Origin of the sequence: Streptomyces sp. NPDC094448, from assembly GCF_044763775.1 — a bacterium.
Classification (GTDB): domain Bacteria; phylum Actinomycetota; class Actinomycetes; order Streptomycetales; family Streptomycetaceae; genus Streptomyces.
In genome coordinates, this window is sequence record NZ_JBIWGU010000010.1 from 1 (window position 1) to 20,541 (window position 20,541).

The following is a 20,541-nucleotide window of genomic DNA, read 5'->3' on the forward strand; positions in this document are numbered from 1 at the left end:
GGGGGGGGGGGGGGGGGGGGGGGGGGGGGGGGGGGGGGGGGGGGGGGGGGGGGGCCCCCCGCGGGGCCGGGCCCCCCCCCCCCCCCCACGGGCGGCTCCGCCGTCAGACGGTGACCCGCCGGAACAGCCGGCCGGCGATCACCGACGCCCACACCATCGCGACGATCCCGCCGACGGCGATGGCGAGCGAACCCCCCGCGCTGCCGCTCATCGCCCACGCGTTGCCGACCAGCAGAGCCGTACCGGCCGCGCGGCAGCCGGCCGCGAAGCCCCGCTCACCCGCCCGGGAGAAGTGCCGGCCCAGCACCCAGAGCCCGGCGATCAGGGCGATGAACGACAGTGAACCGGCGGCCAGATGAGCGGCGCTCGCCGCCGAGATCGTCTGCGGCGCCCCGGCCGGCGCGCCGGCGAAACCGTCCCCCGGATCCACGGTGAAGACCCCGGCCAGCACCATCCCGACGCCGTGGACCAGCAGCAGCGCAGGCGCCCAGGTGCCGCCGGGCCTACCGCGCAGCGCCCGCCGCAGCCCCGCCGAACCGGCGATCGCCAGCAGGCCCGCGACCACGAAATTGGTGGTCTGGATCCAGCCGGGGGAGCCGTTGGCGAGCATGCTCAGCGGATGCCGCGTGATGTCGTACCCGTCCCGCACCGCGGCCTGGGCGAGGGAGACGACCGCCCAGAGCGGGCCCGCCGCGGCCCCGGCGGCGAGCCCGGCCCGCGCCCGGCGCCCCGACAGGGCGGCAGCGACACCGGCGGGGGACACAGCGGTGGTGGTGAGGCTCATGGCAGACATCCCTTCGCGGCGGGGCCGTCCCCGCCTCCTCGTTGCTCACCCCTGCGTCGAAAGAACCATGCGACAGGGAATGCCCTCATTCCCTGTCGCATAGGCTGTTCGACGTCTGGGCAGAGCACGGCGATCGGACGCCGGGCCGGAACGGAAGCGAGAAGCACGATGCGGTACCTGATGATGGCCAAGGCCCCCGCCGAGCCCACCACCCCCGACGAGAAGCTCTTCACGGAGATGGCCGCGTTCATCGACGAGCTGACCGCCTCCGGAACGCTGCTCGCCACCGGTGGACTCGCCCCGGACGGAATCCGGGTCATCTCCTCCGGCGACGAGATCACCGTCACCGACGGCCCCTTCACCGAGGCCAAGGAGGCGGTCGTGGGCTTCGCCCTGGTCGAGGCCCGCGACCGGGACGAGGCGATCGAACTGGCCCGCCGCTTCCGCCGGATCGTCGGCGACGGCGAGAGCGTGATCCAGGAGGTCTTCGGCGGCTGACCCCGGCCCCGGCGGAACCAGCACAGGGAAATCGGGCGGGAGACGGGTGGGAGAGTGGTGACGGACGTCCGGGGCGCCGTCGGCGCGGTCTGGAAACAGGAGTCCGCGCGGATCGTCGCCGCTCTCACCCGCCTCGTCCACGATGTCGGACTGGCCGAGGAACTGGCCCAGGACGCCCTGGTCTCCGCCCTCGAACAGTGGCCGGGCTCCGGCGTCCCGGAGAATCCGGGCGCCTGGCTGATGGCCGTGGCCCGCCGCCGGGCCGTGGACACCATCCGCCGGGCCCGGACCCTGGAGGAGAAACAGGGCCGGCTCGCGCACGAGGCCAGGGAGCGGCAGCGGCAGGACGCGTCCCCGGGCTCCGCCGCGTACGAGGCACCCGAAGGAGCCGGACCACCGGACGGCGACCGAGACGGCGGCGGTGGCGACGGCGGCGGGGCGGGCGGGCCGGACGACGTACTGCGGCTGATGTTCCTCTCCTGCCACCCCGTCCTGCCCACGCCCGCCCGCGTCGCCCTCACCCTCCGCCTGGTCGCCGGGCTCTCCGCCGCCGAGATCGCCCGCGCCTTCCTGGTCACCGAGACGGTCGTCGCCCGCCGGATCGCCGGTGCCAAACGCACCCTCGCCGAGGCCCGGGTCCCCTTCGAACTGCCGCCGGGCCCCGAGCTGACCGAGCGGCTCTCCTCCGTACTGGAAGTCGTCTACCTGATCTTCAACGAGGGGTACACCGCCTCCGGCGGCGACGATCTGCTCCGCCCCGGGCTCACCCTCGAAGCACTCCGGCTCGGCAGACTGCTGGCCGGCCTCGCCCCCGCCGAGCCCGAAGTCCACGGGCTGGTCGCCCTGATGGAGATCCAGGAGTCCCGGGCCGGCGCCCGCACCGGCCCCGCCGGCGAACCCGTCCCGCTCCACGAGCAGAACCGCGGCCGCTGGGACCCTCTGCTGATCCGCCGAGGCTTCGCGGCGATGCTCCGGGCCCGCGACACCGCCCGCGCGGCGGGCGGACCGCCGGGGCCGTACACCCTCCAGGCCGCGATCGCCGTCACCCACGCCCAGGCGCCCACGGCCGCGGACACCGACTGGGCGGGGATCGCCGGGCTGTACGAGTCCCTGGTACGGCTGCTGCCCACCCCGGTCGTCCGGCTCAACCGGGCCGTCGCCGTCGGCCATGCCCACGGCCCGCGGGCCGGGCTCGCCCTCGTCGACGGGCTGGCCGCCGATCCCGCCCTGCGCGACTACCACCTGCTGCCGGGGGTACGGGGCGATCTGCTGGTCCGGCTCGGCCGCTACGACGAGGCCCGCCACGAGTTCGAACGGGCCGCCGCCCTCACCGCGAACACCGCCGAACGGGCCTTCCTGCTCCGCCGCGCGGACACCGCGGCCCTCGCCGGAGCCCATAGCGCGCCCCCGGACGGCACCACCGGCGCACCCGGTCTCGCCGCCGCGGCCGACGCCTTCCTCGCGCACAGCTGCCTCGACCCCGCGAGCGTGCGCTCCTACGCCCAGACCCTGACCCGGCTGCGCCGCACCCTCGGTGACGGCTTCCCCCTGTCCGGACTCACCCCCGAAACCGTCGAGCGGGCCTTCACCACCGCCTGGTCGACGGCCGCGCCTGCCACCTGGAACCGGCACCGCTCGGCGTTCCGCTCCTTCGCCGCATGGGTGCCGCTGGACCCGGCCGCCGCCCAGGGCCCGCCGCGGCGCTCCGGCACCCCGGCCGCGGTCCGCCCGATCTCCCCGGAGGCACTCGGCGCGCTCTGGAGCCGCCCCGGACTCCCGCTGCGCGAACGGACCCTGTGGCGGCTGCTGTACGAATCGGGGGCGCCGGTGACCGCCGTACTCGCCCTCGATGTGCCCGATCTGGACCGGGACGACCGCCGGGCCCGGTCGGGACGGCGTCCGATCGCCTGGCGGTCGGGGGCGGCGCGGCTGCTCGACGAACTGATCGGAGACCGTACCGAAGGCCCGGTGTTCCTCACCGGGCGCCGCGCGGGCCCCGCACGGAAGGCGGCTGCCGTCGACCCGGGGACGGGCCGGGCGCGCCTGAGCTACGAACGCGCCGAGTACCTCTTCAAACGGACCGGCGCCGCGCTCGACCCCGACGGCGGCGACTGGACCCTGAAACGGCTCGGCCGCTCGGGCCGGAACGGCCTCGCCCCCTGAAACGGAAGGGGACCGGGCCCACGGCCCGGTCCCCCCTCACGGCTGTTCGTCAGGCGCTCAGCACTGCACCGACGACGCGGTGTCGTTCTCGTTCCCGGGGAGGTTCACCCGGTAGCCGTTGCGCATGTCGTGGATGGCGCCGCCCTTGTAGGCGTCGACCCACCAGTAGCAGGTGGTACCGGAATCGTTGGACCACGACGACATCTGATCGTTGAATCCGTAGTCCCCGAGGTAGCCGATGCCGTCACCCCGCTTGATGGCGATCCCGCCGCCGGTGAAGTTGACGTCCCGGTAGAGACAGAGGCTGTTGGACGGACAGTTGGAGCCGGAGAAGCCCACGGGTGCGGCCGCCGCCGGGCTCGGCGTCTTCGCCGGAGCGGTGGTGGCGGTGGCGGACGGCGCGGCGGCCAGTCCCGCGGTGAGCGCAACCGCGGCGGCGGCGACGGCGATACGGCGCATGGTGGAACCTCCTGGTCGAGGCGGAGAGCACCGGGTTCTCCCGGCGCCCCGGGGAACGCTGTCCATGCCCCGAACCCCCCAACCTCGGCCGTCACCCGGATGGCCCCGGCGTGCGGGGGTGCGGGTGGTGCCGTCGTACGGACACGAGCGCGGCGGCGCCCGAGGGCAACCGCCGCGCTCCGTACGGCCCGTGAGCGCCCCGATCAGGCGACTCCCGCCCGCTCGCGCGCGGGGAGCAGCCTCGCCAGCAGCCCGGACCGGCCGGCCCCCAGCGGACCGAGGACCGCGAGGATCAGGACGTATCCGGCGATGAAGGGGGAGAGCCGGTCGTCGAGTCCGGCCGCTGCCGCCATCGTGGCGAGGATCAGCGCGAACTCGCCCCGCGCCAGCAGGGTGGTGGAGATGTTCGCGGCGGGCTCCGGCCCGAAACCGTACATCCGGGCCGCGGCGACACCCGCCAGGACGTTCATCGCCAGGGTCACGGCGACCGCGGCGAGCACCGGCCAGAGCACGGCCGGCAGATCGCCCGGGTCGATGGAGAGGCCGAAGGCGAAGAAGAAGATCGCGCCGAAGGCGTCCCGCAGCGGATGGACCAGCTTCCGGATCCGGTCCCCGGACGCGGTGCTGCCCAGCATCAGACCGACCATGAAGGCGCCGATGGCGTCCGCGACCCCGAACCACTCCGAGACCCCGGCGAGGAAGACCGCAGCGCCCAGGAAGGAGATGACGAGCAGCTCGTCGTCGCGGGTGTCGATGAGCCGGCTCACGACCCGGGTGCCGAACCGGGCGGCCAGCGCCAGCAGCAGCAGGAAGCCGAAGGCCTTACCGGCGTCCATCACAGCGGCCGACAGGCTGTCCGCGCCGGACAGGATCGGCTGGAGCGCGGCCAGATAGAGCGCCAGGAAGATGTCCTCGACCACGATGATGCCGAGGATCGGTTTGGTCTCGGGGTTGCCGATCCGGCCGAGGTCGACGAGGACCTTCGTCACGATCGCCGACGAGGAGATGCCGAGGACACCGGCGAGGACCAGCGCCTCGGAGGTCCCCCAGCCCAGGGCGAACCCGAAGGCGAGTCCGGCGCCGACGTTCAGCGCGAGATAGGTGCCCCCGGCCAGCGCCATGCGGCGGCCGCCGCGCTTGAGGTCGTCGAGGTGGAATTCGAGACCCAGGTAGAAGAGGAGGAGGACCAGACCCAGCGCGGAGAGCATCTCCAGGTCGTGCGGATCGGAGACCAGGACGATGCCCGGTGTGTGCGGGCCGAGAAGGATTCCGGCCAGGATGAACAGGGGGATCGTCGGCAGCCCTATCCGGCCGCCGAGCCGGGCGAGGAAGGCGGCCGCGAGGAAGGCGCCGCCCATGGCGATGAGGGTGTCTGCGTGTCCGATGGCTCAATCCTTCGCGGTTTCGCCGGCCTGCGGTGACGGGGACGGAGCGGCCGGCTGGGGACGAGTCAAGAGGGCGTCAAGGAACCGTCAGTAATTAGTTTACCAAATGATTGATGTCCGCAACTAATCGGGGTCGTACGTCCCCGGACGCCCCGCCGCCGCCGAGCCGGACCCGCAGCTCCGGGCGCCCTGCCGATACCGGGGCCGCCGGCCGACCGCGGCCGGCCCCTGCCGTAAAACCGGCCGGATTCCGCTCACGGAAGAATCCGTTCCGGATCGGCATGGACCGCGCCGCCGCTGGTCACGATCTCCCGCAGGCGCGGGAGCCCCGCCGGGTGGCCACCGGGCTCCCGTCAATGGGGGCCCTGCCCTCGCGAGACCGAGCGACCGAGAGTGTGATCAGTGTGGCGATTTCCCTGTCCGTGGTGCTCCTGATGGGCATCGTCCTGGTGCTGCTGATGCGCTCGGGGGCGCTCAAGGCCGGACCCGCCCTCGCGGCCGTCCTCTTCGGCTTCTTCCTGGCCTCGACCGGAATGGCCCCGGACATCCGCGAGTTCCTCGACTCCCTCGCCGACAGCATCAGCGGCATCAGCTTCTGACCCGGCCCCGGGGACCCGGCGGCCGCGGCCCGCGGAGTCCGGGGGCGGACAGCACAAAGGCCCGTGGCCGGTTCGGAAACCGGCCACGGGCCTTCGTCATGGAGCGGGCGACGGGAATCGAACCCGCGTAGCCAGTTTGGAAGACTGGGGCTCTACCATTGAGCTACGCCCGCGAGCGCCACTGATGGCGCCGTACCGCAGGTCCGCGGCACGAAGAGCATCGTAGCGGGTTCCGGGCGCCCCCCGCACACCCGTACTGCCGCGAGCGGCCCTGAAACCCCCGGTACCTCCCGGCGTCCGCCTCCGCATCCCCTCCGTGCCTCCGTGCGCCCTGTCTCTGCACGTAATAACCAGCGGCCGGACGGCCTGCGAACATGTACCCTACGTGTCGCACCGACGGGGTGTGGCGCAGCTTGGTAGCGCGTCCGCTTTGGGAGCGGAAGGTCGTCGGTTCGAATCCGGCCACCCCGACCACCGTCATCAGCGCCCCGCAAGATCGCATTGTGGGGCGCATCCTGCATGCAGCTACTATGCAAACTGCGTGCCCGCGTGTCCGAACACGGGCCGGTGCCGAAGCGGCTCGTGCCAGAGGCCCGGGCCGGCGAGCCGAGCCGCTCCGAGCGGGCGGGACGTGGCACGACCCCAGAATTCAGCCATCAAGGAGACCGAACCGTGAAGAGCGCCGTGGAGACCCTGAACCCGACCCGGGTTCGGCTCACTGTCGAGGTGCCCTTCGAGGAGCTCAAGGACAGCCTCGACGCGGCGTACAAGAAGATCAACCAGCAGGTCACGGTCAAGGGCTTCCGCAAGGGCAAGATCCCGGCCCGGGTGATCGACCAGCGGTTCGGCCGTGGTGCGGTCCTGGAGGAGGCGGTCAACGACGCGCTTCCGAAGTTCTACTCCGAGGCGGTCCGTGAGGCGGAGATCAACCCGCTGGGCCAGCCCGAGGTGGACATCACCGAGCTGAAGGACGGCGAGACGCTGAACTTCACCGCCGAGGTCGACGTGCGGCCCGAGATCGAGATCCCGGACTACTCCGGCATCGAGGTCGAGGTCGACGCGGTCGAGGTCACCGACGAGGACATCGACAAGTCGGTCGAGCAGCTCCGTGAGCGCTTCGTCACCACCACCCCGGTCGAGCGCGCCGCCGCCGACGGCGACACGGTCACCGTCGACCTGGAGGCCAAGGTCGACGGCGAGGTCCTCGCCGACGGCGTGGCGAGCGGTGTCTCCTACACCATCGGCTCCGGCGAGCTGCTCGACGGCATCGACGACGCCGTGAAGGGCCTGGAGGCCGGTGGCGAGGCCACCTTCACCTCCGAGCTGAAGGGCGGCTCCGCCGCGGGCAAGGAGGCCGAGGTCACCGTCAAGGTCACCCAGGTCTCCGCCCGTGAGCTGCCCGCGCTGGACGACGACTTCGCCCAGCTGGCGAGCGAGTTCGACACCTTCGAGGAGCTGCGCGCCGACAGCCGCAAGCGCCTGGAGAACATGAAGGCCTACGACCAGGCCACCCAGGCCCAGGAGCGGGTCCTCGACGAGCTGCTGAAGATCACCGAGGTGCCCATCCCCGAGAAGCTGCTCGAGGACGAGGTCAACACCCGCAAGCACAACCTGGAGCACCACCAGCTCGGCCAGATGGGCCTCGACCTGGCGAAGTACCTGGAGATCCAGGGCAAGACCGTCGAGGAGTTCGAGAACGAGAGCCGCGAGCAGGCGATCAAGGGCATCAAGACCCAGTTCGTCCTCGACGAGCTGGTCTCCAAGGAGAAGCTGAACGTCAGCCAGGAGGAGCTGACCGAGCACCTCATGCGCCGTGCGGCTTCCTCCGGCATGAGCCCCGACCAGTTCGCCCAGGCCGTCGTCGAGGGCGGCCAGGTCCCGATGCTGGTCGGCGAGGTCGCCCGCGGTAAGGCGCTGGCCGTGGTCGTCGAGGCCGCCAAGGTCGTCGACACCAACGGCGAGGTCGTGGACCTCGAAGACGAGGACGAGACCGAGACCGCCGCCGAGGCCGTCGAGGCCGTGGTCGACGCCGACGCCGACACCGAGGCGGAGAAGGACGGCAAGGCCGAGGCGTAAGCACCCCGGGGACGGCCCCCGGGCCGCCCCCAGGAACGCCGGCAGGGCCCGGACGCACACCGCGTCCGGGCCCTGCCCTTTGGCTCCCCCCGGGCCCGCCCGCGCCCCGCCGCGGCCGCATTCCCGCGGGGGTGACCTTGCGCTCCGAGCGAACAGTTCGGGAACCGGGATGGCGTTGTCCGACCTGCGCGTTAGGGTCCATGAATACGAGGGGCAGGCGAGTATCCCGCCCCCGGCTGAAAAGACGCTGAGACGGCGGGCAGCCGTCAGAGACGAGCAGGTGGACACGTGACGAACCTGATGCCCCAAGCCGCCGGTGAGCCGTCCCTCGGTGGCCTCGGCGACCATGTCTTCAACCGACTGCTCGGCGAGCGCATCGTCTACCTCGGCCAGCAGGTCGACGACGATATCGCGAACAAGATCACCGCACAGATGCTGCTCCTGGCCGCCGACCCGGAGAAGGACATCTACCTCTACATCAACAGCCCCGGTGGCTCCGTGACGGCCGGTATGGCGGTCTACGACACCATGCAGTTCATCCCGAACGACGTGGTCACCATCGGTATGGGCATGGCGGCCTCGATGGGCCAGTTCCTGCTGACCGGCGGCACCCCCGGCAAGCGCTTCGCGCTGCCGAACACCGACATCCTGATGCACCAGGGTTCGGCCGGCCTCGGCGGCACCGCCTCCGACATCAAGATCCAGGCCGAGTACCTGCTCCGTACCAAGCAGCGCATGGCGGAGATCACCGCCCGTCACTCCGGCCAGACCGTGGAGGCGATCCTGCGCGACGGCGACCGCGACCGCTGGTTCACCGCCGAGGAGGCCAAGGCGTACGGCCTCATCGACGACATCATGTCGTCCGCGTCGAACGTCCCGGGCGGTGGCGGTACCGGCGCCTGAGCGACCGCGCACCCCACCGCACAGCCACCCGGCCCGCGGCGGCGCCCCCGAAGGCGCCACCGGGCCCATCGAACCGGAAGGCCGAGAACACCCCATGAGCACCTTCTCCGCGAGCGGCCTCTACACCGGCCCGCAGCCGGACAGCCGCTATGTCGTCCCCCGCTTCGTCGAGCGCACCTCCCAGGGCGTGCGCGAGTACGACCCGTACGCGAAGCTCTTCGAGGAGCGCGTGATCTTCCTCGGGGTCCAGATCGACGACGCCTCCGCCAACGACGTCATGGCCCAGCTGCTGTGCCTGGAGTCGATGGACCCCGACCGGGACATCTCCATCTACATCAACAGCCCCGGCGGCTCCTTCACGGCGCTGACCGCGATCTACGACACGATGCAGTTCGTGAAGCCCGATATCCAGACCGTCTGCATGGGCCAGGCGGCCTCGGCCGCGGCCGTGCTGCTGGCCGCCGGCACCCCCGGCAAGCGGATGGCCCTGCCGCACGCCCGGGTGCTGATCCACCAGCCGTCCTCGCAGACCGGCCGGGAGCAGCTCTCCGACCTGGAGATCGCCGCCAACGAGATCCTCCGGATGCGCAGCCAGCTGGAGGAGATGCTCTCCAAGCACTCCACCACCCCGCTGGAGAAGGTCCGCGACGATATCGAGCGCGACAAGATCCTGACCGCCGAGGACGCCCTGGCGTACGGTCTGATCGACCAGATCGTGTCCACCCGCAAGAGCACGGCGGCCGCAGCCGTCTGACCCGGTGCCGTCACTCCTGGCGCGGTGCACGACAATGTGAACCGCGCCAAGAGGGGCCCGAACGAGGGCCCCGGCACGGTACCGTCGAATATGAGGCACCAGGAGCGGCTGCACCAGGCCGCTCCCAGGCGAAGGGGAAGCACCTCGTGGCACGCATCGGTGACGGCGGCGATCTGCTCAAGTGCTCGTTCTGCGGAAAGAGCCAGAAGCAGGTGAAGAAGCTCATCGCAGGCCCCGGTGTGTACATCTGCGACGAGTGCATCGAACTCTGCAACGAGATCATCGAGGAGGAGCTGGCCGAGACCTCCGAGGTGCGCTGGGAGGAACTGCCCAAGCCGCGCGAGATCTACGAGTTCCTGGAGGGGTACGTCGTCGGGCAGGAGCCCGCGAAGAAGGCCCTCTCCGTCGCGGTCTACAACCACTACAAGCGGGTGCAGGCCGGTGAGACCGGCGGGCCGAACGGCCGGGACGACGCCATCGAGCTGGCCAAGTCCAATATCCTGCTCCTCGGCCCCACGGGCTCCGGCAAGACCCTGCTCGCCCAGACCCTCGCCCGGATGCTGAACGTCCCGTTCGCCATCGCCGACGCCACGGCCCTCACCGAGGCCGGCTATGTCGGTGAGGACGTCGAGAACATCCTGCTGAAGCTCATTCAGGCCGCCGACTACGACGTCAAGAAGGCCGAGACCGGGATCATCTACATCGACGAGATCGACAAGGTCGCCCGTAAGAGCGAAAACCCGTCGATCACCCGGGACGTCAGCGGCGAAGGGGTCCAGCAGGCGCTGCTGAAGATCCTGGAGGGCACCACCGCCTCCGTACCGCCGCAGGGCGGGCGGAAGCACCCGCACCAGGAGTTCATCCAGATCGACACCACGAACGTGCTGTTCATCGTCGGTGGCGCCTTCGCCGGTCTGGAGAAGATCATCGAGTCCCGGGCCGGGGCCAAGGGCATCGGCTTCGGCGCCACCATCCGCTCCAAGCGGGAGATCGAAGCCAGCGACCAGTTCCAGGAGGTCATGCCCGAGGACCTGGTGAAGTTCGGGATGATCCCCGAGTTCATCGGCCGCCTCCCGGTCATCACCTCGGTCCACAACCTCGACCGCGAGGCGCTGCTGAAGATCCTGGTCGAGCCGCGCAACGCCCTGGTCAAGCAGTACCAGCGGCTGTTCGAACTCGACGGGGTCGAGCTGGACTTCGACCGCCCGGCCCTGGAGGCCATCGCCGACCAGGCGATCCTGCGCGGCACCGGCGCCCGTGGGCTGCGCGCCATCATGGAGGAGGTCCTCCAGTCGGTGATGTACGAGGTGCCGTCCCGTAAGGACGTCGCCCGCGTGGTGATCACCGCCGATGTGGTCCGCGACCATGTGAACCCCACCCTGGTGCCCCGGATCGTCCAGAGCGACGGCCGCCACGAGAAGTCGGCGTAACTCCCGCCCGGCGCCCCCGGGTTCCGACGGCAGCGACCCCCGTCCTCCGTACCGTTGTGTACGGAGGACGGGGGTCGGCCCGTCGGCGGGGAGGTATCAGAGCTTGGTACGCGAGTTGTTGTAGAGCTTCGCCGCCAGATCCGCCAGCTTGTCCGTCGCCATCGGCTTCGCCGGGCTGCCCTTGCCCGAGAGCATCGACAGCTCCATATGCATCACCACGACCACACTGCTGTAGTCGGCCCAGACGCACATGGGGACCTCGAACTCCTGCTTTCCCGAGGAGTCCTTGGCGCTCTGGCACTTCATCACGGCACCGCTGAAGTTCTTCGGCCGCACCGCCTCGCGGCTGCCGAGGAGCTTGACGTTGCCTTCCTTGGCGGCGTCCTTCTCCACCATCGCGAAGTACTTGTCGGCCGCCTGCTCGGGCTGGTCGACCTTGCCCCAGAAGCCGGTCAGCACCAGCATTCTGCCGCTCGCCGGATCGGCCCCCGCCTGGTAGCCCGCGGCCACCTGCCGGGGGTCCTCGATACCGATCGACTCCGCGCTCCTGCGGTCCGACTCCTTCATCTGCCGGTTGCCGGAGTCGCTCTTGCGCGCGTACTCGTCCACCTCGGCGGCCGGGGTGATCTTGTAGCCGCGGGTGCTGTCCGCGACCCCGCCGGAACCGTCGCCGTCACCCGAGAACAGCAGATAGCCACCGCCGCCGAGGACCGCGAGCGCCACCACGGCCGCGGCTATGACCAGACCGGTCTTCTTCTTCCGCGGCGCGTCCGGCACCGGCGGCTGCCCCGGGTACCCGGGCTGCTGACCGTACGGCCCCGGCTGCTGCGGCGGACCCCACTGACCGGGCTGCTGCGGCACACCAGGAGCACCAGGAGCCCCGGGAGCAGCGGGCTGTCCCGGCTGGGCGTACGGATTCGGTCCGCCCTGCTGGGGGAATCCATAGCCACCGCCCTGCTGCTGTCCGTAGGGCCCCGGCTGCCCGGGAGGCTGCTGCGGGTAGCCGTAACCGGGCTGCGGCGCCGGGGGCTGCTGCCCGTAGGGCCCCGGCTGGTTGTGACTCATCCTCTGACTTCCCCCTGTGGGTCCGCTTATCCGGACCTCACATCCTCGCCCACGAGGCGTTTTCCGCGGGCGACGGGGGTCACACCGTTACCGAACCTTCCCGTTTCCGTACAGCCCTGTGACACCCCCTAGACTGAGTCCGTGACCGAGAACACTCAGCAGCAGCCAGCCAGCACCCCCGAACTGCCGACCCAGTACGCGCCGGCCGAGGTAGAGGGGACGCTGTACGAGCGCTGGGTAGGACGCGGTTACTTCGAAGCGGACGCCAAGAGCGACAAGACCCCGTACACCGTCGTCATTCCGCCGCCGAACGTCACCGGCTCCCTCCATATGGGCCACGCCTTCGAGCACACCCTGATCGACGCCCTCACCCGCCGGAAGCGGATGCAGGGGTACGAGACGCTCTGGCAGCCCGGTATGGACCACGCCGGCATCGCCACCCAGAACGTCGTCGAGCGGGAGCTGGCCAAGGAGGGCAAGTCCCGCCACGATCTGGGCCGGGAGGCGTTCGTCGAACGCGTCTGGCAGTGGAAGGCCGAGTCCGGCGGCCAGATCCAGGGCCAGATGCGCCGCCTCGGTGAGGGCGTCGCCTGGAGCCGGGACCGCTTCACCATGGACGAGGGCCTGTCCCGGGCCGTCCGTTCCGTCTTCAAGAAGATGTACGACGACGGGCTGATCTACCGCGCCGAGCGCATCATCAACTGGTGCCCGCGCTGTCTGACGGCCATCTCCGATATCGAGGTCGACTACCAGGACGACGAGGGCGAGCTGGTCTCGCTGAAGTACGGCGAGGGGGACGAGACCCTCGTCGTGGCGACCACCCGCGCCGAGACGATGCTCGGCGACACCGCGGTCGCCGTCCACCCCGACGACGAGCGGTACGCCCACCTCATCGGAAAGCGCATCAAGCTGCCGCTGACCGACCGCACCATCCCCGTCGTCGCCGACACCCATGTCGACCCCGAGTTCGGCACCGGCGCCGTCAAGGTGACCCCCGCCCACGACCCCAACGACTTCGCCATCGGCCAGCGCCACGGCCTGGAGTCCATCGAGGTCCTCGACGAGCGCGGCATCATCACCGTCCACGGCCCCTTCCAGGGCCTGGACCGCTTCGAGGCCCGCTCGGCGATCGTCGCCGCGCTGCGCGCCGAGGGCCGGATCGTGGCCGAGAAGCGGCCGTACACCCACTCCGTCGGCCACTGCTCCCGCTGCCGCACCACCCTGGAGCCGAGGGTCTCCCTCCAGTGGTGGGTCAAGGTCGAGCCGCTCGCCAAGGCCGCGGGCGACGCCGTCCGCGAGGGCAAGGTCGCCATCCACCCGGCCGATATGACCCAGCGGTACTACGACTGGGTCGACAACATGCACGACTGGTGCATCTCGCGCCAGCTGTGGTGGGGCCACCGGATCCCCGTCTGGCACGGCCCGAACGGCGAGATGGTCGCCGTCGGCCCCGACGAGGAGCCGCCGGCGGGCGAGGGCTGGGAGCAGGACCCCGATGTCCTCGACACCTGGTTCTCCTCCGGACTGTGGCCCTTCTCCACCCTGGGCTGGCCCGAGCAGACCCCCGACCTGGAGAAGTTCTACTCCACCGATGTCCTGGTCACCGGCTACGACCTGATGTTCTTCTGGGTCGCCCGGATGATGATGTTCGGTCTGTACGCGATGGACGGCGAGCCCCCGTTCCGTACGGTCGCCTTCCACGGCATGGTCCGCGACGAGTTCGGCAAGAAGATGTCGAAATCGGCGGGGAACACCGTCAATCCGCTGGACTGGATGGACACCTACGGCTCCGACGCGGTCCGCTTCACCCTGGCCCGCGGCGCCAACCCGGGCACCGACGTCCCGATCGGCGAGGACTGGGTCCAGGCGTCCCGCAACTTCGCCAACAAGATCTGGAACGCCACCCGGTTCGCCCTGATGAACGGCGCCACGGTGGAGGGCGGACTGCCCTCGGCCGAGGAGCTGTCGGCGGCCGACCGGTGGATCCTGTCCCGGCTCAACAAGACCGTCGCCGACGTCGACGCGTTCTACGACGACTACCAGTTCGCCAAGTTGTCGGACGCGCTCTACCACTTCGCGTGGGACGAGGTCTTCGACTGGTACGTCGAGCTCTCCAAGACCACCTACTTCGCCGGCGGCGACCAGGCGAAGGTGTCCGCCCGGGTCCTCGGCGAGGTGCTGGACGTCAGCCTGCGGCTGCTCCACCCGGTGATGCCGTTCGTCACCGAGGCCCTGTGGACCACGCTCACCGGCCGTGAGTCCGTGGTCGTCGCGGACTGGCCCGCCGACAGCGGTTTCCGCGACGAGGCCGCCGAGCGCGAGATCGAACTGGTCCAGCGGCTGGTCACCGAGGTCCGCCGGTTCCGTTCCGACCAGGGCCTTCAGCCCGGCCAGAAGGTGCCCGCCCGGCTCGACCTGACGGGTACCTCCCTCGCCCCGCACGAGGCGGCCATCCGCCAGCTGCTCCGGCTCCAGCCGGAGGGCGAGTCCTTCAGCGCCACGGCGACCCTGCCGGTGGCCGGGGCGACCGTCGCCCTCGACCTCTCGGGCACCATCGACGTGGCCGCGGAGCGCAAGCGGCTCGCGAAGGACCTGGCGGCCGCCGAGAAGGAGAAGGCGCAGGCCGAGGCGAAGCTGGGCAACGAGGCGTTTCTGGCGAAGGCGCCGGACCAGGTGGTCGACAAGATCCGCGGCCGGCTGTCGTCGGCGGAGGCGGACATCGCCCGCATCACCAACCAGCTGGCCGGCCTCCCCGCTGCCTGACCCCCGGGGGCTCGCCCCCACCCGCCCCTGGACCCCGGGCCCGCCCCGAGGCTCCGGGGGCGTCCCCTTTTTCCCGGGCCGGTGAGAGTGGGCAGCCAGGGCCCTGGGGCCGGAGTCTGCACGGCGCTGGAACACAGGTACCCAGGGGCGCTGGGGGTCCCCCCATTGCCGAAGGCATAGGGGGAGGAACTGCGCGAACGGCCACGACGGCGCAGCGGTCGGAACTCCTGTCTCACTGCTGCGGCGGGATGCCGCCGCCCTGAGCCATCGGCCGCATGTGCCGGGAACGCTCGTCGCCGGACCACCTGCCGTGGACGGCTGGTCGCGCAGTTCTCCCCCTACGCCCGGCGGCGTGGGAGGTACCCCCAGCGCCCCTGGGTCCTCGTACTCCAGCGCCCTGCACATCCGGCCCGGGTGGCTCCGGGTGCCCGCCGGCTCCGGGTCCGGTGGTGTGCGCCCCCCAGCGGGCCCAGGTGCTCGTGCCACGGCACCTGGTGCATTCAGCTACCGGAGACGCCCCGGGGTCGATGCCCCTGGGAGGGGCCGGGCCCCGGGCGCGGAGCCCCCGGATGCGCCCCGCCCAGGGGACGGCACGCATCATGGGGGCATGTCGCCCGCACGGTACGCCGCACTCCGCCTCGTCGCGGCGGTGCGCGGGCGCACCCGCCGCTGGGCCGCGTCGCCGCCCGCGCTCGATGTGATCGCGGCCGTCAGCTGCTTCTCGCTGATGGTGCTCGACGTCCCCGGGCTCGCCAGGGCCGACAACTCGCTGACCGGCTTCACCGCGACCCTGGTGCTCGCCGCCGGGGCGTCGACCCTGGTGCTGCGGCGCCGGGCGCCCTGGGTGCCGTACGCCGTGGCGCTCGGGCTGCTGGGCTGGCTGCACGAGCTGACCCTCATCCAGTTCGCGCTCTACTCGCTGGGCCGGTTCCGGGGGCGGGCGGCGGCCGTGGTGGCGACAGCCGGCTATGTCGTCGTCGCGTACGCCCTGTTCCTGCTGCCCGGCTGGCCGGCGTACCGCGCGGACTCCCTCAGCTCGTTCCTCGGTCTGGTCCTGCCGATCGGGGTGCTCGCTGCCGGGGTCGGTATCGCGGCGTACCGGCAGGATCTGGTCCGGGAGCTACAGGCCGAGCGGGCCCGTACCGCCGCGGTCGAAGCGGTCCAGAACGAGCGGATCTCGGTGGCCAGGGATGTCCACGATCTGGTCGGCCGGGAGCTGACGGTGCTGGCGGTACGGGCCGAGGTGCTGGCCGCCCGGGCCCGCGGGGGCGCCCATCAGAAGGACTTCGAGGAGCTGGCGGACACGGCCCGGCGGGCCCATCTGATGCTCAACGACACCCTGGTGCACCGGGCCGACGAGCGGACGGCGACACCCGGTCTCGACGGTCTGGCGGCGCTGGCCGCCGAGAGCGGGGCGATGGGCAGCCCGGTGGTGCTGCGGATCGCGGACGCCGCGTACGCGCTGTCGCCGCTGCGCCAGGCCGCGGTCTACCGGGTGGTGCAGGAGTGTCTGACGAATGCCGCGAAGCACGCTCCGGGGGAGCGCGTGACGGTGGCCATCGGCCTCGACGGCGCCCGGCTGCGCGTGGTGGTCCGCAACCCCCTCCCGGCCGCGGCGCCGCTCACCGAACCGGTCTCCAGCGGCACCGGTACCTTCTCCATGCGGGAGCGCGTCGCCAGCATGGGCGGGGAGCTGGCCGCGGGGCCGGACGCGGACGTCTGGGAGGTGGTCGCCGTCCTCCCGGCGGGCCGCCCGCCCGCCGCGCCGTGAACCCCTGGAAGTGATCACCTGCCTGCCGCCTAGACTGGGTCCGTGAGTGAGCATCCCGCCGACCCCCAGCCGAACGACCCCCAGCCGAACGAGCCCCGGGCGCACGAGCCGGAGCCGTACGAGCGTGACGTCTTCGACGAGATCGTCGATACGGAGACCGACCGCGATCCCGACCTCGCGGTGATCGAAGCGGGCAGCCGTACGCTGCGTGCCCAGGCCGGTCCGCCGGACGCCCAGGTTCCGGAGCCGCCCGCGGACCCGCAGGTCGCCGCCGCGCTGCGGGCCGTGGAGACCGAGCTGGCCTCGCGCTGGGGCGAGACGAAGCTGGAGCCCTCGGTACAGCGGATCGCGGCACTGATGGACGTGCTGGGCGAGCCCCAGCGGGCGTACCCCTCCATCCACATCACCGGCACCAACGGCAAGACGTCCACGGCCCGGATGGTCGAGGCGCTGCTCGCCGCTTTCGATCTGCGGACCGGCCGCTACACCTCGCCGCATGTGCGTTCCGTCACCGAGCGGATCAGCCTCGACGGTTCGCCGGTGAGCGCCGAGCGGTTCGTCTCGGTGTACGAGGACGTCAAGCCGTACGTGGAGATGGTGGACGCGGCGGAGGACTACCGCCTTTCGTTCTTCGAGGTGCTGACCGGTATGGCGTACGCGGCGTTCGCGGACGCTCCGGTCGATGTGGCCGTCGTCGAGGTCGGCATGGGCGGGACCTGGGACGCGACCAATGTCATCGACGCTTCGGTGGCCGTGGTGACGCCCATCGACCTGGACCACACCGACCGTCTGGGCAGTACGCCCGGCGAGATCGCCGCCGAGAAGTCGGGGATCGTCAAGCAGGGGGCGACGGTCGTCCTGGCCCAGCAGCCGGTGGACGCGGCGCAGGTGCTGCTGAAGAAGGCCGTCGAGGTGGATGCGACGGTGGCCCGTGAGGGCATGGAGTTCGGGATCGTGTCCCGGGAGGTCGCGGTCGGCGGCCAGCTGCTGACCCTGCGCGGTCTCGGCGGCGAGTACCCCGAGGTCTTCCTGCCGCTCTACGGCGCCCACCAGGCGCACAACGCGGCGGTGGCGCTCGCCGCGGTCGAGGCCTTCTTCGGGGTGGGCGCGGACCACGCGCGGGTGCTGGACATCGACACGGTCCGCCGGGCCTTCGCCTCGGTCTCCAGCCCGGCGCGGCTGGAAGTGGTGCGGCGCAGTCCGACCGTGGTGCTGGACGCGGCGCACAATCCGGCCGGTGCCAGGGCGACCGCGGAGGCGGTCACGGAGGCCTTCGGCTTCTCCCGGCTGATCGGTGTCGTCGGGACCAGCGCCGGCAAGGACGTCCGCGGTCTGCTGGAGGCGTTCGAGCCGGTGTTCGCGGAGATCGTGGTCACCCGGAACTCCACCGAGCGGAGCATGGACCCCGACGAGCTGGCGGCGATCGCCGTAGAGGTCTTCGGGGAGGAGCGTGTGGTGGTGGAGCCGCAGCTCGACGAGGCCCTGGAGGCGGCGGTGACCCTCGCCGAGGAGGACGCCGAGTACGCGGGCGCCGGAGTGCTGGTGACGGGTTCGGTGTTCACGGCCGGGGAAGCCCGGCTGCTGCTGGGGAAGGGCTGACAGCCGATGCGTACGCTTGCCGCGTCCACCCTGATCGGGGAGTTCTTCGTCATCGGCTTCGCGGGCCTGGTGGCGATGAAGGACGACAGTCTGTCGATGGCCACCGTCTGGACGGTGTGCGGGATCGCCATGGCGCTGTCGCTCCTGCTCTGCGGGATGCTGACCCGGCCCGGCGGGGTGCAGCTCGGCTGGGCGCTCCAGGCCGGACTGGTCGTCAGCGGTTTCTTCGTCCCGATGATGTTCATCCTGGGCGTCTGCTTCACCGGTCTGTGGTGGGCGTCGGTCCACTACGGGCGGAAGATCGACGAGGCGAAGGCCCACTGGGCGGCGCAGGCGGAACGGATGGCACAGGCCGAGGGAGCGGGCCGCCCCGACCCGGCCTGACGGCACCGGTCGCGCCCACCACGCCGATCGCGCCAACCACGCTGTCGGGGGCCGGTCGAACGCGGTACGGGACCCGGTGCGGCTGTTCGAGTGACGGGATGTAGCCTCACACCACCGCACAGGACCGTTGCAAGGAGCCCCAGAACATGACCCAGCGCACCCTCGTCCTCCTGAAGCCGGACACGGTCCGCCGCAAGCTGGTCGGTGAGATCGTCGGCCGTATCGAGGCCAAGGCGGGCTGGACCGTCGAGGCGCTGGAGCTGCGGCAGCTCGACCGCGCGACCCTGGAGCAGCATTACGCCGAGCACATCGGCAAGGCGTTCTACGAGCCGCTGGTGGAGTTCATGCTCTCCGGTCCGGTCGTCGCGCTGGTGGTGGACGGCGAGCGGGTGATCGAAGGGATACGCCGACTGGCGGGCCCCACCGACCCGATTGCCGCAGAGCCCGGCTCCATCCGGGGGGATTTCGGCACCATCGTCCGGGAGAATCTCATCCACGCCTCGGACTCCGAGGAGTCCGCCATTCGGGAACTGAAGATCTTTTTCCCCGGTCTTTCCTGAACCCGTACTTTTCTGATCCGGCGTCAGCCCTCACCGTGACGATGGAGCCGTTCGGCGCTGTCCGGCTCCCCCAGCGGGGTCAATGGAGATCGGTGACCTGGGGCGACCGAAGGAATTCGGTCGCCCGTCGGTATATGCGGACTCTTTTCGGGAACGCATCGCTGCGACACCACGTCACCTATACAGAGGCGGTCCACCGCGCCGGTTCACCCGGTGCGGCACTACGATGGAACCCGCCACTCCACAAGCATCCACCCGCGCCCTCCTGAAGAGCCGTCAAGGCTCCGTGAAGGAAGGCCATACGCATCCTCTTGGGGAAGAACATGTCGTTCATCGGCCGTGATATGGCTGTCGACCTCGGGACCGCCAACACGCTGGTGTACGTCAGGGGCCGGGGGATCGTTCTCAACGAGCCGTCCGTGGTCGCCATCAACACGAACACCGGCGGCATTCTCGCGGTCGGTGCCGAGGCGAAGAAGATGATCGGCCGGACACCGGGCAACATCGTCGCCGTCCGGCCGTTGAAGGACGGAGTCATCGCCGACTTCGAGATCACCGAGCGGATGCTCCGATACTTCATTCTGAAGATCCACAAGCGGCGCTATCTGGCCCGTCCGCGCGTGGTGGTCTGTGTGCCCTCCGGTATCACCGGAGTCGAGCGCCGTGCCGTCATCGAGGCCTCCACCCAGGCCGGGGCCCGCCAGGTGCACATCATCGAGGAGCCCATGGCCGCGGCCATCGGCTCCGGGCTCCCGGTCCACGAGGCCACCGGCAATATGGTCGTCGACATCGGCGGCGGCACCACCGAGGTGGCCGTCATCTCCCTCGGCGGAATCGTCACGGCACAGTCCATCCGGGTGGCCGGCGACGAACTGGACAACGCGATCATCCAGCACATCAAGAAGGAGTACTCTCTCCTCCTCGGTGAGCGGACCGCCGAATCCATCAAGATCACCATCGGTTCGGCCTATGATCTCGACCAGGACGAGCACACCGAGATCCGGGGCCGCGATCTGGTCTCCGGGCTGCCCAAGACCGTGGTCATCTCGGCCGCAGAGGTCCGCAAGGCGATCGAAGAGCCGGTCAACGCCATCGTCGACGCCGTGAAGACCACCCTGGACAAGTGCCCGCCGGAACTGTCCGGCGATGTGATGGACCGGGGGATCGTCCTCACCGGCGGCGGTGCGCTGCTGCGCGGACTCGACGAGCGGCTGCGCCGGGAGACCGGAATGCCGATCCATATCGCCGAGGACCCGCTGGACTCGGTGGCGCTCGGGTCCGGCAAATGCGTCGAGGAGTTCGAGGCGCTCCAGCAGGTGCTGGACGCCCAGCCCCGCCGCTAGCCGGC

17 protein-coding genes and 2 tRNA genes are annotated in these 20,541 nt (G+C 70.9%); 14 read left to right on the forward strand and 5 right to left on the reverse strand.

From position 1 onward, the window contains the following. Positions 1-103: 103 nt before the first annotated feature. On the reverse strand, positions 104-784 hold the full coding sequence (locus ACIQ9E_RS20145; protein ID WP_403708857.1) for a DUF998 domain-containing protein: 681 nt from the start codon (positions 782-784) through the stop codon (positions 104-106). Positions 785-952: 168 nt separating this feature from the next. Between ACIQ9E_RS20145 and ACIQ9E_RS20150 the strand changes: the two genes are divergently transcribed. Both ACIQ9E_RS20150 and ACIQ9E_RS20155 read left to right on the forward strand, forming a co-directional pair. Continuing rightward, on the forward strand, positions 953-1,282 hold the full coding sequence (locus ACIQ9E_RS20150) for a YciI family protein (RefSeq protein WP_403708859.1): 330 nt from the start codon (positions 953-955) through the stop codon (positions 1,280-1,282). 57 nt (positions 1,283-1,339) lie between these two features. Further along, complete coding sequence (locus tag ACIQ9E_RS20155; RefSeq protein ID WP_403708861.1) at positions 1,340-3,445, forward strand: DUF6596 domain-containing protein; 2,106 nt, start codon at positions 1,340-1,342, stop codon at positions 3,443-3,445. A 57-nt stretch (positions 3,446-3,502) separates the two neighbouring features. Here ACIQ9E_RS20155 and ACIQ9E_RS20160 read toward each other — a convergent pair whose 3' ends face one another. Beyond that, positions 3,503-3,904 carry a peptidase inhibitor family I36 protein gene (locus tag ACIQ9E_RS20160; RefSeq protein ID WP_403708863.1) on the reverse strand — a complete coding sequence of 134 codons (402 nt, stop codon included), beginning with the start codon at positions 3,902-3,904 and terminating at the stop codon, positions 3,503-3,505. Between the two features lie 203 nt (positions 3,905-4,107). Continuing rightward, the gene (locus ACIQ9E_RS20165) at positions 4,108-5,262 is read right to left on the reverse strand and encodes a cation:proton antiporter (protein ID WP_403708865.1); all 1,155 of its coding nucleotides are present in this window, start codon (positions 5,260-5,262) and stop codon (positions 4,108-4,110) included. Between the two features lie 431 nt (positions 5,263-5,693). Here ACIQ9E_RS20165 and ACIQ9E_RS20170 point away from each other — a divergent pair, with 431 nt between their 5' ends. Further along, a complete protein-coding gene (locus ACIQ9E_RS20170) occupies positions 5,694-5,888 on the forward strand; it encodes a hypothetical protein (protein WP_040916330.1) in 195 nt (64 codons plus the stop codon). 99 nt (positions 5,889-5,987) lie between these two features. On the opposite strand, the gene ACIQ9E_RS20175 is transcribed toward ACIQ9E_RS20170, so the two are convergent. After that, positions 5,988-6,061: transfer RNA gene (locus ACIQ9E_RS20175), tRNA-Gly, on the reverse strand. A 224-nt stretch (positions 6,062-6,285) separates the two neighbouring features. Here ACIQ9E_RS20175 and ACIQ9E_RS20180 point away from each other — a divergent pair. The 5 genes from ACIQ9E_RS20180 (at position 6,286) to clpX (ending at position 11,051) form a co-directional block, all read left to right on the forward strand. Beyond that, positions 6,286-6,362, forward strand: a tRNA-Pro gene (locus ACIQ9E_RS20180). A 198-nt stretch (positions 6,363-6,560) separates the two neighbouring features. Next, positions 6,561-7,964, forward strand: a complete 1,404-nt coding sequence (gene tig / locus ACIQ9E_RS20185; protein ID WP_403708867.1) for a trigger factor — start codon at positions 6,561-6,563, stop codon at positions 7,962-7,964. 300 nt (positions 7,965-8,264) lie between these two features. After that, a complete protein-coding gene (locus ACIQ9E_RS20190) occupies positions 8,265-8,867 on the forward strand; it encodes an ATP-dependent Clp protease proteolytic subunit (protein ID WP_403709365.1) in 603 nt (200 codons plus the stop codon). A gap of 94 nt (positions 8,868-8,961) precedes the next feature. After that, positions 8,962-9,621: an ATP-dependent Clp protease proteolytic subunit gene (locus ACIQ9E_RS20195; protein WP_403708869.1), complete on the forward strand. Its 660-nt coding sequence runs from the start codon at positions 8,962-8,964 to the stop codon at positions 9,619-9,621. A gap of 146 nt (positions 9,622-9,767) precedes the next feature. Next, positions 9,768-11,051, forward strand: a complete 1,284-nt coding sequence (gene clpX, locus ACIQ9E_RS20200; protein WP_403708871.1) for an ATP-dependent Clp protease ATP-binding subunit ClpX — start codon at positions 9,768-9,770, stop codon at positions 11,049-11,051. Between the two features lie 96 nt (positions 11,052-11,147). On the opposite strand, the gene ACIQ9E_RS20205 is transcribed toward clpX, so the two are convergent. Next, a complete protein-coding gene (locus ACIQ9E_RS20205; RefSeq protein ID WP_403708873.1) occupies positions 11,148-12,116 on the reverse strand; it encodes a hypothetical protein in 969 nt (322 codons plus the stop codon). A 141-nt stretch (positions 12,117-12,257) separates the two neighbouring features. On the opposite strand from ACIQ9E_RS20205, the gene ACIQ9E_RS20210 reads away from it, so the two are divergent. The 6 genes from ACIQ9E_RS20210 (at position 12,258) to ACIQ9E_RS20235 (ending at position 20,536) form a co-directional block, all read left to right on the forward strand. Continuing rightward, a complete protein-coding gene (locus ACIQ9E_RS20210; RefSeq protein WP_403708875.1) occupies positions 12,258-14,879 on the forward strand; it encodes a valine--tRNA ligase in 2,622 nt (873 codons plus the stop codon). Between the two features lie 607 nt (positions 14,880-15,486). Beyond that, positions 15,487-16,650: a sensor histidine kinase gene (locus ACIQ9E_RS20215; protein WP_403708877.1), complete on the forward strand. Its 1,164-nt coding sequence runs from the start codon at positions 15,487-15,489 to the stop codon at positions 16,648-16,650. A 42-nt stretch (positions 16,651-16,692) separates the two neighbouring features. Next, the gene (locus ACIQ9E_RS20220; RefSeq protein WP_403708879.1) at positions 16,693-18,249 is read left to right on the forward strand and encodes a bifunctional folylpolyglutamate synthase/dihydrofolate synthase; all 1,557 of its coding nucleotides are present in this window, start codon (positions 16,693-16,695) and stop codon (positions 18,247-18,249) included. Positions 18,250-18,255: 6 nt separating this feature from the next. Then, a complete protein-coding gene (locus ACIQ9E_RS20225; RefSeq protein WP_403708881.1) occupies positions 18,256-18,633 on the forward strand; it encodes a DUF4233 domain-containing protein in 378 nt (125 codons plus the stop codon). Positions 18,634-18,779: 146 nt separating this feature from the next. After that, positions 18,780-19,193: a nucleoside-diphosphate kinase gene (gene ndk / locus ACIQ9E_RS20230; RefSeq protein WP_403708883.1), complete on the forward strand. Its 414-nt coding sequence runs from the start codon at positions 18,780-18,782 to the stop codon at positions 19,191-19,193. A gap of 323 nt (positions 19,194-19,516) precedes the next feature. Continuing rightward, the gene (locus tag ACIQ9E_RS20235) at positions 19,517-20,536 is read left to right on the forward strand and encodes a rod shape-determining protein (RefSeq protein ID WP_006349316.1); all 1,020 of its coding nucleotides are present in this window, start codon (positions 19,517-19,519) and stop codon (positions 20,534-20,536) included. The last annotated feature ends 5 nt before the right edge of the window (positions 20,537-20,541 follow it).

What these genes read in the sequence shown, in the direction of transcription:
- ACIQ9E_RS20145 (WP_403708857.1), bottom strand. Translation starts at nt 784, where the DNA reads ATGAGCCTCACCACCACCGCTGTGTCCCCCGCCGGTGTCGCTGCCGCC.
- ACIQ9E_RS20150 (WP_403708859.1), top strand. Translation starts at nt 953, where the DNA reads ATGCGGTACCTGATGATGGCCAAGGCCCCCGCCGAGCCCACCACCCCC.
- ACIQ9E_RS20160 (WP_403708863.1), bottom strand. Translation starts at nt 3,904, where the DNA reads ATGCGCCGTATCGCCGTCGCCGCCGCCGCGGTTGCGCTCACCGCGGGA.
- ACIQ9E_RS20165 (WP_403708865.1), bottom strand. Translation starts at nt 5,262, where the DNA reads ATGGGCGGCGCCTTCCTCGCGGCCGCCTTCCTCGCCCGGCTCGGCGGC.
- ACIQ9E_RS20190 (WP_403709365.1), top strand. Translation starts at nt 8,265, where the DNA reads ATGCCCCAAGCCGCCGGTGAGCCGTCCCTCGGTGGCCTCGGCGACCAT.
- ACIQ9E_RS20195 (WP_403708869.1), top strand. Translation starts at nt 8,962, where the DNA reads ATGAGCACCTTCTCCGCGAGCGGCCTCTACACCGGCCCGCAGCCGGAC.
- ACIQ9E_RS20205 (WP_403708873.1), bottom strand. Translation starts at nt 12,116, where the DNA reads ATGAGTCACAACCAGCCGGGGCCCTACGGGCAGCAGCCCCCGGCGCCG.
- ACIQ9E_RS20215 (WP_403708877.1), top strand. Translation starts at nt 15,487, where the DNA reads ATGTCGCCCGCACGGTACGCCGCACTCCGCCTCGTCGCGGCGGTGCGC.
- ACIQ9E_RS20225 (WP_403708881.1), top strand. Translation starts at nt 18,256, where the DNA reads ATGCGTACGCTTGCCGCGTCCACCCTGATCGGGGAGTTCTTCGTCATC.
- ndk (WP_403708883.1), top strand. Translation starts at nt 18,780, where the DNA reads ATGACCCAGCGCACCCTCGTCCTCCTGAAGCCGGACACGGTCCGCCGC.
- ACIQ9E_RS20235 (WP_006349316.1), top strand. Translation starts at nt 19,517, where the DNA reads ATGTCGTTCATCGGCCGTGATATGGCTGTCGACCTCGGGACCGCCAAC.